The sequence below is a fragment of the Bacteroidota bacterium genome (genome assembly GCA_016718825.1).
Taxonomy (GTDB): domain Bacteria; phylum Bacteroidota; class Bacteroidia; order J057; family JADKCL01; genus JADKCL01.
In genome coordinates, this window is record JADKCL010000003.1 from 149,458 (window position 1) to 162,909 (window position 13,452).

The following is a 13,452-nucleotide window of genomic DNA, read 5'->3' on the forward strand; positions in this document are numbered from 1 at the left end:
ATATCAATTTTGCACAAATTTAGACCGCTGATCCCACATTGAAAACGAAAAAGCAATCAAACCTCCGTCGAATTGATTTTTGGTTCGGCTTTTTTGGTGATATTCGATCAAATATTTGTGATTCATCGCTATGGCCAAGAAAAAGGAAAGCCCAAAACCCATCGTCCCGGTGCCTGCTGCAGGCAAGAAAATTGTCCCCGCACCCAAATCCGTCGCTCCGGCAAAAGGTGCCTCGGCAAAGCAACCGGCCTCTCCAGGTAAATCCGCGGAAAAGCCGAAGGTTGCTGCGGCGAAAGTACCTGCAAAACCGGCTGCGAAACCGGCAACTGTGCCAGCGAAAGCTGATCCTAAGCCCGTAGCGAAGGCAAAATCGGCTCCATTAAAGCCGGAAACGAAAGCAGTTGAAAAGCCGAAACCCTCCTCCGTCAAGGGAAAGGTGCCGAACCCAGCCGCTAAAACGGGCGCTCCGGTTGCAAAACCTGCGGTCAAGCCCGCACCGGTTGCATCAAAGTCTACAAAAACAGCAACGCCAACTGCTCCAAAGGCTGTCTCCTCCGATAAAAAGAACGCCATTGCGATGCCGCCCAAAGAAGTGGTGAAGGTTGTACCGGTCTCAAAGAATGAGGTGGAATCCGCCAAGGATTCGTCTCCGGCTACAATTCGGCCAAAGGCAATTGTGATTCCTCCAAACAAGGAACGTGCGGCGCAATTGGCCGAGCGTCTCGCCAAAATTGAGGCGGATAAACTTGCACGCGCAACTGCATTGCAAGAACAGAAAGCTGCAAGGCTAGCCAAAGCTGCGGAGGCAAAGCAGGCAATCGAGGCACAAAAGGCAGAACGTGCTTCAAAAATCCAAGCACAGGCCGACGCACGTGCACAACGAATTGCAGAGGTCAAGGCTGCAAATGCCGCGAAGGCAGCCACCAAGGTGGTTGTCACGAAACCTGTAGAACCTGTGAAAGTGGCTCGGCCTGAACGTCCTGCAAAGGCTGCACCTGCCACAAAAACTGCGGCAAAAGCAGCGCCCGCACCCACCTTTGATGTGGGACTCAGTGTTCGTCTGGACCCAAAATGGGACCTGATCATGCAAAACGCCCTCAAGGACGCTGCGAAATCAGTCGCCGAGCAGTTGGAGGCGCTGCTGAAAATCGGTTCCGATGCCGATTTGAAAACGCGTCGTACGCTTGAAAATGAAAAGCGTCGTTTCATCCGCATCATCGACCGTGCGATTGGCGGCGCATTGACACGGCTCTTGGAGCCCTCGGATTTGGCGATTGCGCAATTGCATTTGAATGCCGATGGATCCCGCTTGGTCGCGCCGGGCAAGCACCTCGCTCCCACTGCCTTTGCCAAGGCAAAGATCGTTGCAGCCTACAAGGACCTTGTGGCACTCATCGGGCAGGCCAATTCGCCGTTGCAGCAATTTGGCCTCAAAAAGCCCGAATTGATCCTGAATTTTGGCGACAGCATGGCCAATGACTACTTTTTGAGCGGCAGTTTCAAACTGCATATCAACTTTGAGAAGCCGGGATCAAGCACCGTGGAGCAACAATTCCATCTCTTTGCGAAGCGAGGAAAAACCCTTGGTGTTCAAATGAAGATTGGATTTAGCCACGACATTGGCGGAAATGGCTACGCTGGCAAACTGGATGTCGATTTTCCCGTTGCCAGGGCAGATGCCTAAAAAAATCAAAAAAAGTTTGGGATTCACCGAGTGGACGTCTATCTTTGCCACTCTTTATAAAAGCAAAGTCATGGGAATCAGATTTAGTACGAAGAAAATGAACACTCGCGGTGTTGCTGCGAGAAGGCGTCAGATGTTGAGAGTCAACCCAAATGAGGTGATTCGCAAAGAGACGCAAGAGGAGTCGAATCGTAAAGTGATCGCCGCGCTCGAAGCCAAAATGAAGTCCTGATTTCAGGATTTGTGCAGAATACAAGTCCGCCTCTCATTGGGAGGCGGATTTTTTTGTTGTCTCTCAAACCCAAAAATGAAAAATGGCCCCATGATCAACATCACCGGGCCATTTTCTCATTTCTCAATTTCGCCGATCTTCCATTCTCATTCCTCATTCTCAAACAGCTTCCACTCCCGCAGCACCAACCACAGAAACAGGCCTGCTGCGGTGGCAACACCAAGGAAAATGAATCCTGCTTGGAAATTTTTAAAGATGAGTTGCCCGATGGCAAACAAGGTTGCATAGGTCATCAGCACCGAGGAAATCCAAGCCATGACGAGCGGTACGGTGTTGGCCCGGACGACGATGCCAGATTTTTCAGCGACGGGTTTCCACCATCCTCCCGGCTGCACTTGCTTGTGATAGGTCACCAAATGCGCCATCGGCTCAGGTTTTGTGAATAGGGTGACAAGCAACCACACGAGTGTCGTACCGCCAATCGTGATGAAATAGCTCGTGGGAAATTCGGAAATACCCCAAGCCTCCGGCACCCCGAACTTCAACGCGGCATAGATCACAAACGGCGCCACGGTCGCCGAAATTTCGGACCAGACATTGATGCGCCACCAAAACCAACGCAAGATGAGGACCAAACCAAGGCCGGCACCGCATTCGATCATGAATGCCCAGACCTCGCTGATCGAATTGATACGAGAGGAAACGGCCATGGCGACGACCATCAATACAATGGTCACCATCCGGCTGATGAAAATCAATTGCTTGTCGCTGCTCGGCGCAAGGCCCTGCCGCTTGCGTGCGGGCATGTACAAGTCGTTGACAAGGTAGCTCGCGCCCCAGTTGAGTTGTGTTGCAATGGTACTCATATAGGCTGCGAAGAAGGAAACGAGCATCAAGCCGCGCAATCCTGTAGGAAGGAACTCCTTCATGGCCATCACATAGCCCAATTTGGCATCTGCAGCAGGTAGATTCGGATAAAGCACGATGCAACACAATGCGACAATGATCCACGGCCATGGTCGCAGGCAGAAGTGCGCGACTTGGAAAAAGAGCGTTGCAAAGACCGCTCCACGTTCGGTTTTGGTGCTCATCATGCGTTGCGCGACGTAACCGCCACCGCCCGGTTCGCCTCCGGGATACCAAGATGCCCACCATTGCAGGCCGATATAGGCAAAAAAGGATGCAAAGGTGATGCTGAAGGCTTTCACTGCCCCTCCCGCGTCACTGCCGATGCTCGGCAACATGTTCCAAACCGCATTGTCGGGTCCAAGCTTCTCCTTGAGTCCGTCAATTCCACCGATTTTATCCGAATTCAAGACCAAAATTGCCAGGACAATGCATCCGCCCATCGCCAGGACGAACTGAAACGCATCGGTCACCGCGACGCTCATGAATCCGCCGACACTACTATAGATACCGACAATCGCCATGGCAGCGGCGGTGTACCAAAAGGCTTCCGTCGAAGATAGATTGAAAAATTCCTGCAAAATGGCTGACATGGCAACGTTGACCCAGCCCATGACGAGGACGTTCATCAGGAAGCCCAAATAGACGGCCTTGAAGCCGCGCAGGAAATGCGCAGCATTGCCAGCGTAGCGCAAGGTGATGAATTCAACCTCGGTCAAGACGTTGGCGCGACGCCAGAGTTTTGCAAAGAAAAACGTCGTGAGCATGCCCCCGATGCACATATTCCACCAGAGCCAGTTGCCGGAGATGCCCTTTTGCACGACCAATTCCGTCACCGCCAACGGTGTATCAGCTGCGAAAGTCGTGGCTACCATCGAGATGCCCGCCAAATACCAAGGAAGGCTACGCCCACCGAGGAAAAATTCGCCGAGGTTTTTGCCGGCACGTTTGGCATACAGCAATGCAATGCCAACCGAAAAGACAAAGTAGGCAACGATCAGGATCCAATCAATCAATTCCAGAGTCATGGCGCAATGCTGAATTGTTGGGTAAAAAAGGTTAAGGTATGACCGAGGGCATCTTCCAACAGGGGATTTGAGCCTTCGAAGGGGTGTTTTGCACCGAATGTATGACCCGCACCGGGGATGACGTGCAATTCGGCTTGGGTATTGTCTGCCCATTCGAACAAAGCGCGGGCATCACCATCGGACACGGCCTCGTCGGCATCACCATGTACGATGCACAACGGCTTTGTCGTCTCCGAAACAGCCTTTTGGATGCTCAACTTGTCATCGATATGCGCCATGAGGTCGGTGTGAATGCGCCATCCGAGGTGCATCATTTGCCCCGTACGGGTATTGGGGACTTCAAGAAATCCTTGCTGTTCCCAGAGATCGATCACGTGTTTGGGATAACGGGCAAAAGTGCTGACAGAGGCCCAAGTGCAAATCGCAGCGACTTTGGGATGTCTTGCAAAAGCTACAAGGGCAACCCCTCCGCCCCTGCTATGGCCCAAAACGCCCATTTTTACATTCGACGATGCCCCGAAGAGCCTTCCGTCGCTGTATTTTTCCAAAACTTCACGGGCCTCATCCACCTCCAATGAAAACGTATTGTCCCGAAATTTCTCCAATTCGGTGAATTCCAACGGATTGTTTCCAATTCCATTGTGTGAAAAATTCATCGCCAAGAGTCGTATGCCGGCTTTTGCAAAACGTTCGCCGAGATAAGGCGTGAACCCCCAGTCTTTGAAACCCTTGAAACCATGCAGATAAACCACACAGGGCGTTTCGGGAGGCAAAGTCCCGCCATAAAGGCTGAGTGCCATCGGGTGACCTTGGGAGGATGTATAGGAAAAATGTTGTACCATAGTGCGCTGTGCTTAGCATGCAAATTCACAAAATCCGCCGAATTTCGAATCAATTTGTTTTGAAATTCATCACGGCAAACAATTTGCTTTGATTCGCGTTCATTGGAGGAAGCAAATAGGGCGCTGAATTAGAATCACAAGGATGCATTGGCTGTTAATCATATTTTTGGCTGTTTTTGGCCTGTTGGTACTGGGCTTTTTGGTCTATGGTTCGAAGTTGCCCGCTAAATGGGAAGTGGCGGAGTCGATTGTGATCCGTGCCGACCGCGAGCGGCTCTATGATTACCTCAATGCCATCGAAAACTGGGAAAAATGGACCATTTGGAGCAAGGATGTGAATCCTAGTTTCCAATTCACCTATGAAGGTTCGAAATCCGGGACCGGCGCGACGATGTGTTGGAAGGCGAAGAACCAGTTCGGTAAAACTAAAATCTGCGGCGGCGAGCGTCCCGAACAAATCAAATACATGTTCAGCTTTGGCCATGGCCATCACATGCTCAAAGGCTGCTTGACCCTACTGCCGCGCGGCGGCGAAACAGAGGTCGTTTGGAAAGCCTACGGCGATTCCGGGAGCAATCCGAGCCGTAAAATCATGGCCAAAATGATGATTCCCTACATGCAAAAGGACTTCGAAGGCGGATTGAAGAGGCTGAAAACGATTATGGAGAGTTCTGAGGTCTGAGTTGAGAATTGAGAAGAATTGAGAATTGAGAGTTGAGAGTTGAGAGTTGAGAGTTGAGAGTTGAGAGTTGAGAGTTGAGAGTTGAGAGTTGAGAGTGGAGAGTTGAATAGCTTTTATGGCGCTCGTTTGACTTTGCATTCCTTAATAGACCTGCGGTTATCCTGCGAACTGAGCGAACTTTGCATTTAATTTAGGATTTGCAATTCAATTGCCGAATCTGATTTGAGTTGCTATCTTCGCTGCCCATGGCAATCCACTGGACGTTAATCCATAATCCAAGGTCATGCAGCGGCAAGGGCGCCAAACATTGGCCGGAAATTGAAAAGCTGCTGCAAGCAGCCTCCATTGATTTCGAAGTTCTGAAAACGGAATATGCAGGTCATGCCATCGTTTTGACCAAGGATGCGATCGCCCGCGGTGCCCGGAATCTCGTGGCTGTCGGCGGCGATGGAACCGTCAACGAAGTCCTGAATGGCATTTTCCAACAAGCGTCCGTTCCAAGTACCGACATTGTGCTGACGCAAATCCCGATCGGGACCGGCAATGACTGGCGCAGAACGGTCGGCATTCCCAAGGACTATGCAAGCTGCGTAAAGTTGCTCTCCAATTGGCAGGAAATCAGGCAGGATGTCGGTGTCGTGGAATGGGAAACGGACCAAGGAACGCAGCGCAGGTATTTTGACAACGTCGCCGGAATGGGATTCGAAGCTGCAGTGGGAATCAAGGCAAACGCCGATAAAGCAGCGGGAAAAGGCGGCATTTTGGGCTATATTCCAGCATTGGTCGGAATACTCTTCCGATATAAAATGACCTCTGCGGCTTTTGTTGTTGACGGAAAACAACTTCCCGCCCGCAACTTCTTCACATTGGCGGTCGGCATCTGCAAGTTCAACGGCGGAGGCATGCAACAATGCCCTGGTGCCTTGCTTGACGACGGGATGTTTGACCTGACGGTAATCAACGAGCTTCCCAAGTGGAAGGTGATCTGGAACTTTCCAGGCATTTTTACCGGAAAATTCGTGCGCATCAGCCATGTAGAGCAACACCGTTGCAGCAGTTTGGCGGTGACTACGGGCACTGAAACCCTGCTCGAAGTTGATGGGGAAAACATCGGTCAGGGCACTGCCAAGTTTTCGATTTTACCCAAAGCGTTGCGGGTGGCGACGGTGGGTAAACCCTGATCACTACAATCGAACGGCTGGATTCCAGTCAAGTAATTTCAAAAAAGACTTTCTGCCCTTTAGCGGAACAGCCCAGGTTGCACGTCATTCATGGCAATTCGATCCACGCAGGTAGTCTTCCTTCAGAACCTGCCGTCTGTAACTTGGTCGCCTTCATTGGTGCGTTGCTGCTTCCATTTGCTGCCTGCGGGCTCCTCCATGTAATCAGAATAGACCCATTCTGCGTGGCCAAATTCATTGTAGGGCAATGCCGCGAGGTTTACTGTCGTATCCATCAACTGCCGAAACGGCCTGCCGTTGTATTCGACGATCAAGAAACCATAAATCTCCGGGTTTGCTGCCGGATTGGCTGTTTTCATTTCGTCGCGAATGAAATGCGCAAACCGGTGAATGGATTTGGGCATCCTGCAGAGGCGGGTAAATTGCCGCCAATTGACATAGTGGAAAAACGATTCGCCCGTGATGTAAAAGGTCTGCCCATCCACCAAAACCTTCAACTTTGCACCATAGTCACGGCTTGTGAGCATCATTCGCCAAGCAAACGTCGCCCCCTCCCCTGTCAAAGACGGATCACCGGGATACAGGAAATGGCGGAATGGATAGAAAATTTGCCAGGCTCCGTAAACCAACAAGAAAGCCAAAAACACCCGTCGCAAGCCTGTAATCCGCTGTGGGACAGGCGACTTTTCAGCAACGGGTTTCACCTTTTCCTTTGCTTTCGCCAGTAGATTCTTCAGTTTAATCCGCAAATTTTCAGGCCAATTCGGTTCAAAGTAGATCAAGGTCGCAGCGGCCATAAAGTGCGGAAATCCAGCAATGGTGCGGAAAGTGAGCTGATTGGTGACGTGGAATGCAAGCACAAATGGCAAGGCCCACCAACGCAATCGTTTGGACATCAACATCCAACCGATGCCAAGATCAAACAGCATTCCAGACCAACTCATAAAAATCGCGACGGCATCGGTCTGCATGAATTTTGGAAGCCACGGTTTCATCGGCAACCAAATCCGCATGGGATAACCTTGCATCCAATCCCATCCGATTTTTGCGATACCCCCATAGAAATAGACGATCATGATTTGAACTTGAAACACCAACACCTGCCAATAGGGTACGGTGTTTTTGTCTTCGCCAAAGCCCAAAATCCAACCACGCGTTACCGGTAAAGCATTGTAAATCAAACGATCGATCGATCCCCATCGGTTGCAATCCGTCATGAACATCCAAAAAGCAACCAGGGAAAAAAGATAGTAGTGATTCGTATAATGCCCACGACAAAGCATGAACATATAAGTCCAAACCAGAAAAACGATCAAGGACGAAAACCGGTTGAGCAGTCCCACGAGCATCATGGCGGCAGCAATCGTTCCTGCCAAAAACAGGGATTCCATAACGCTTGGCGACAGCGGCTTGATCCAGTGGAAGTAGTCGTAGGTCAGGAAAAACTTCGAATTCGTGACGATTTCGAGGATATAAGGCTTGATGGACTGGAATTGCCAAACCATCAAGATCCCGAAGCAGATGCGCAGCAACCCAAGCGTAGCTGGATGCGTGGGTTTAAACAAACTTTGGTACGTGGTGGCAGCGAGAAGACGCATATTTTCCTTTCAATCAATATCGGCAACTGCTTGCCTCGGGGCTAAAATTACAGTTTAGAATTTGATTTTCGGATACTTGGGTTTGACGATTCTTGGAGGTAATTGGACGGCTACAACCAAACGAAAATGGACAGGCCAAAGACCTGTCCATTTTCAGTTGTTGCCTTGCGTACGCTTACTTCGCCTTGACGATCTTGGCTGCTCCCATCGAGACGCCGTTCACGGAAATCTTAGCGAAATACATGCCCGCAGCCATTTCCTTGAGGTTCAGACGCATCATCTGCTTTCCAGCACGCAGGTCAAACTCACGGGCAACACCAAGGCTTTGGCCAGCGATGTTGGTGATCTCGACCTTGACTTTGGCGTCAAATGCCATCCGCACCTCGATGTTCACGACATCTTCAAATGGATTGGGGAATACAGCGCGGACAAAATCAACTGCCGCTCCGGGTACCATCGCAGAAACGATGTTGGACTGGCTGGTATTGCCATCAAAATCGTGCTGCTTGAGTTGGTAATAGTACACCACATCGGCTTCGACATTCTGATCAAGGAAGTTGTAGGTAGCTCCTTCGCCGGGCACTGCCAATGGGGCAACTTCGCCGATCTTGGCAAATTGCAGCCCGTCCGTGCTACGCATCACATCGAAGCGCATGTTGTTGATTTCCAGCGTGGTTTCCCAATCCAAAGCAATGTCCTTGTTCACTGGATTTGCCGCGAGGAATGCATATTCGACTGGCAAGATGCAGATGATGTTCACGGGGATCACCGTCTGGCAACCACGTGTATCGGTTGCTGTGACATTGTAGGTGCCTGGGGACAACCCTGATTGTGTGGCACCTGTGCCAAAGCCCCAATTGTAAGTATAGGGTCCGACACCACCGGTTGCATTCACTGTTGCCGAACCGTCGTTGGCTGGGAAAGGACAGCTAGCTGTCGACGTAGCCAATACAGAACCAATCATCGGGTTGGGCTGCGTAATCGTCACCAAGGTGGACTGCGGGCAGCCGGGGTTGCCCGCGTCAAACACAGTCACGACGTAGTTGCCGGCAGGCAATGGCGTGGAAGTCGCTCCACTGCCACCACTGGGCGTCCAGTTGTAGAAAAACACGGGACCAACACCACCCGTGACTGCGATCGTAGCCGAACCGTTTGCGCCACCGTTGCAATCCACCTGGGTTACATTCGCGACGCTGGGCTGGAGCAAGCCGGGTCCTGCAGGCACCGTCACAACCGACGTACTGATACAGCCCGTGATGTTGTCGACCACCGTCACGGGATAGTTTCCAGGCACCAAGCTGCCGACGGTTGCGGTAGTATTCGGCAATGGCAACCAGCTATAGGTGTAATTGCCTGAACCACCAGAAGGTGTAATGGTTGCTGAACCATTGTTGTTGCAAGTCGCTGCGACCGCAGAGGGTGCCAAGTTGACTTGGTTTACCGTCACGGTAACGGTGTTGGATGCATAACAATTGCCCACAGCATTTACCCCTGTGACCGTATAGGTCGTTGTGCTTGATGGGTAGGCCGTCACGGTACTGCCGACGGTAGTATTCAACCCGCTACCGGGTGACCAAGTGTAGTTGGTCGAGCCGGAGGCAGTCAAATTCACCGAAGATCCGGTTCCAGCACAGAATGCGGTCGGACCAGCAATCGCGACAGTCGGCTGCGGATCGACAATCAATGTGATTGTCGTAGCAGGCGAAAGCCCACAGCAGTCTGTGGTGTAATTCAAGCTAATGGTATAGGTTCCCGGTGTATTGAACACTGCGCCCGTCACGTCCTGCGTAGCATAAGTATTCGGAATCGATCCGCCGCCCATGCTCCATGAATAGATATAATTCAGACCCGGATTCAGCGACTGAAAGGAGACACTGGATCCTGCGCAAACATGGTATTGACCTGAAATGATCGGGGCATTGGTTCCAATCTGCGGCGTGATGCCTGAACCAAGGATGATATTGGCAAATCCTGTATAAGTATTGGCACCAAAAATGATATCCTTCCGACCTGTAGAAGAATACACCGTGGTCGCTGATACCTGCGAAGGGAAGTTTTGCGGACTGGCACCAGCTCCCAAATCCCAGGTGGCTGCGCCCCCCGAGGAATAATTAATATTCGTATTGGTGCATGCGATGTTTTGCATAAAAATCACAGGCTGAGCCGGCAAGTTGAATGCATTGTCATTGAGCACCAATCCAGTTCCACTTTGGAGGTGTACCGCAATCGATTGCCCTGGCTGTCCATTGCCGCCAACGCCACCTACGCCAGCAGTACCGCCAGCACCACCGTTACCACCGCGACCGATTTCTCCTGTTCCAACTGCAGCTCCTGCTCCACCACCGCCACCAGCACCGCCGCCGCCACCGGCACCGCCATTTCCACCAGCTCCAGCAGTTCCAGCTACGATTCTGGAATCGTCAATTGCGCCGTTTGCACCATTTGTACAAAGATAAATGCCGTAGGATGAACCTCCTCCGCGACCACCGGTTCCTCCGGCGCCACCTTGGCCGCCACCACCGCCACCGCCGGCTCCGTTGCCAGCTCCGTCGTCACAGAATGTACAATATTGTCCACCGCCGCCACCGCCGCCGCAGCCACCTTTGGCTCCGCCACCATCTCCACCGGTTCCAGCGATGCCACCCGGAACCCAAAAACAACCGGAATGCGTTCCCGCAGGGCCTGCTGCTCCTGCACCACCTGGTGATCCACCGACACCTCCCGTACCGGCACCACCGGTTCCTCCGGGGTCCTGACCAGCGCCGCCGCCGCCACCAGACAATTGGGCTGCGCCACCATTGACGCCACCTCCGTTTCCGCCTGCTCCACCTGCGCGCCTTTCTTCACCACCGCTCGCGCCGCCGCCGCCGCCGCCGCCCGCACGGGCATTGGAAGAGGCTGTGCCTGCGACACCAGGGCTTCCGACGAAACAACCACAATTTGCGTTTCCAGTGGGATCCGGACCGCCAGCTCCACCGCCGCCAAATCCAGCGCCTGCTCCAGCTCCGCCAGCGCCACCGGCTCCGGCAGCGCCTTCATCATCAATGTCGCCGCCGCCGCCAGGGCCACCTGTGGCACCACTTGCGCCAGCTGCACCAGCTGTGCCATTGGCACCTGCTGAACCGTTGCCGGGAAGGACTTGTGTTCTCGTAAACGTATAGTTGCTGCATGAGGTCATGTGTACCCCGTAGGTACTCATGCCGTTGCCGGTCGCGTTGGCAGTTTGAATCGTCAAATCCTGGAAGCGTACGCCCGATGCAGCGGCCATTTGAATGGCCACCAAGCGTTGCTCATTGGCTGCGCCTTGTGGGTTCAAATTGGAACGCAAAATCGTCGTAGCGCCAGCTTGAGAAGTTTTGCGCCAGCTGTTTCCCGGGTCAAATCCACCTTCAATTGTCAGCAGACCAGCAATGTTCACGATCGGATTGTCGATCGTGTAGGTGCCAATCGCCATCTTGATGACGGTGTTGTTGCAGGAAGCCATGCCGATGGCGGTGATCAGGTTTGCCGGACTAGCTTGGGTACCAGGTCCCGAGCCAGTAGGAGAAGCATAGATCACGTTGCAAGTGGTACCGGTTGGCGCACTGATGTTCACGGTCACACTATCGCGGTTGATGCAACCGGCAGCCGTGGTCGATTGGTACCAATATGTCGTTGTAGCACCTGGAGAGACGGTAATGGAGCCCGTTGTGGCTCCTGTGCTCCAAAGATTGGAGGCGGCAGCGGGCGTTGATGAACCCGTGAGCGTCACCGGCGATCCAGGACATGTGTAAACCACGCCCGGAGTGATCGTTACAACGGGCAATGGGGTCACCGTAACCTGCAAATTGTCGGAAATCGTGCACCCGTCAGGGAAGGTCGCCGACACCGAATAGACGGTTGTCACACCTGGCGAGGCAGTCGGATTTGCACAATTGGTACAACTTAGACCCGTGCCGGGCGACCAAGTATAAGAGGTCGCCCCTGAACTTGTCGCATTCAAACCCACTGATCCGCCGGCACAAATGGTTCGGTCAATACCGGCATTGACGGTATTGGCAGTTCCAACTACGTTCACAATGAAGGAGTAATAGCTCACACCATTGATCGGGCAAGCGTTGTCGCGCGCTGTTACAGTGAAGCTGTTGAAGCCCACATCGGCCAAGGTTGGCGTCCAGCAGAAGGTTCCGACCGGAGCGGTTGTATTGTTGCTCGCGAAGTTCATCGACGCTGCTGGAATGCCGTTGTTCCAGGTGAGCAATACGTTGTTGCTGTTGGGGTCGCTTCCGTTGAAGGTGAAACAAAGATTGGTTCCAACGCAAGTCGTAACGGTATAAACACCTGAACCGTTGATTCCTGATACTACAGGTGGGTTATTGCTGCAATTGATTACCCGGAATTGCATATCCCGAACGGTACGGCCGATAAGCACACCATTGCGGTATTCATCGACCCGCACGCACATGACCCCGATTTGCAATGCGTTGGGGGTGAAGGTAATTACACCCGTTTGCGCATTGATCGAGACACCGCTCACGGTCGACAAGGGACTTACGCCGGAATAGCCTCCGCCATAAACCACCGAAGTAGACGCACTTTGCAAGCAATTGACCAAGGAAAATACCAAACTGTCGCCATCCGGGTCAGTAACGCCGTGCGAATAAGTGACGGGCTGATTGTTACAAACCACCGGGGTAGGTGCGTTGTTGAACACCGGCGAATTGTTGCAGGGAGTCAACGTATTGTTCAAAGTGGCATTGACAAAGATGTTTTGATTGCCAGGTCCGTTCAATGTTGTGATCGCATTGTTGCGACAACATTCGGTCCAGCCCAATTGCCAGTCATTTCCACAACCGACAGGCAATTGCAAAACACCCGTGTACGTCCACTGTTCAACGCCAAATGGACCGCCGCCACCGTTGCAGCTACTGGGTTGCGATACGCAAAGGGGCGTGATATCCACTGCCCCACCCTGTTGATTCAAGGTGATCGACGAACTCACCCCGCATGAAGCAGAAGAGTAAGTCATTGAATACGAATTGAATGGACTTACACCCCCACAATCCCTGAAAAATTTGAGCGTGATCACATACCGTCCATTGCCGGTACATACCCAAGTGATGTCGGCGCCCATCCCGTGGGTCGCTTTCACTTGTGTGAAGGAAAAAGCAAGGGCAAAAAACAACATTCCCAGCATCCACTGGGTCAGAGTACTCAATCTTCTCATAGGCCTTCTAAGAATCTCATTCATGTATCAGCTTCAATTGACTTTCACGGGGAAATTTTTCAGCGTAATTCTAGCGCAACCCCAGCAAAAGAA

Annotated in this window: 9 protein-coding genes; 4 read left to right on the forward strand and 5 right to left on the reverse strand. The window is 52.3% G+C overall.

Annotation, left to right across the window (positions count from 1 at the left end):
* Positions 1-3: 3 nt before the first annotated feature.
* Complete coding sequence (locus IPN95_04345) at positions 4-573, reverse strand: hypothetical protein (protein ID MBK9448636.1); 570 nt, start codon at positions 571-573, stop codon at positions 4-6.
* A gap of 4 nt (positions 574-577) precedes the next feature.
* Between IPN95_04345 and IPN95_04350 the strand changes: the two genes are divergently transcribed.
* Positions 578-1,684, forward strand: coding sequence for a hypothetical protein (locus IPN95_04350; GenBank protein MBK9448637.1), 1,107 nt, complete (start codon positions 578-580; stop codon positions 1,682-1,684).
* Positions 1,629-1,916 (forward strand): hypothetical protein, encoded by a 288-nt coding sequence (locus IPN95_04355; GenBank protein MBK9448638.1) that lies wholly within the window; start codon positions 1,629-1,631, stop codon positions 1,914-1,916. Before IPN95_04350 ends, IPN95_04355 begins: the two co-directional genes overlap by 56 nt.
* Before the next feature lie 146 nt (positions 1,917-2,062).
* Here IPN95_04355 and IPN95_04360 read toward each other — a convergent pair whose 3' ends face one another.
* Together IPN95_04360 and IPN95_04365 are read right to left on the reverse strand one after the other, a co-directional pair.
* Entirely contained in the window at positions 2,063-3,850 is a 1,788-nt protein-coding gene (locus IPN95_04360) for a Na+:solute symporter (protein ID MBK9448639.1), read from the reverse strand.
* On the reverse strand, positions 3,847-4,692 hold the full coding sequence (locus IPN95_04365; GenBank protein ID MBK9448640.1) for an alpha/beta fold hydrolase: 846 nt from the start codon (positions 4,690-4,692) through the stop codon (positions 3,847-3,849). Before IPN95_04365 ends, IPN95_04360 begins: the two co-directional genes overlap by 4 nt.
* 142 nt (positions 4,693-4,834) lie before the next feature.
* Between IPN95_04365 and IPN95_04370 the strand changes: the two genes are divergently transcribed.
* Positions 4,835-5,374 (forward strand): SRPBCC family protein, encoded by a 540-nt coding sequence (locus IPN95_04370; GenBank protein ID MBK9448641.1) that lies wholly within the window; start codon positions 4,835-4,837, stop codon positions 5,372-5,374.
* A gap of 245 nt (positions 5,375-5,619) precedes the next feature.
* Positions 5,620-6,555, forward strand: coding sequence for a diacylglycerol kinase family lipid kinase (locus IPN95_04375; GenBank protein ID MBK9448642.1), 936 nt, complete (start codon positions 5,620-5,622; stop codon positions 6,553-6,555).
* A gap of 122 nt (positions 6,556-6,677) precedes the next feature.
* On the opposite strand, the gene IPN95_04380 is transcribed toward IPN95_04375, so the two are convergent.
* On the reverse strand, positions 6,678-8,153 hold the full coding sequence (locus tag IPN95_04380; protein MBK9448643.1) for an HTTM domain-containing protein: 1,476 nt from the start codon (positions 8,151-8,153) through the stop codon (positions 6,678-6,680).
* 175 nt (positions 8,154-8,328) lie between these two features.
* Entirely contained in the window at positions 8,329-13,359 is a 5,031-nt protein-coding gene (locus IPN95_04385; protein ID MBK9448644.1) for a T9SS type A sorting domain-containing protein, read from the reverse strand.
* Positions 13,360-13,452 lie beyond the last annotated feature (93 nt).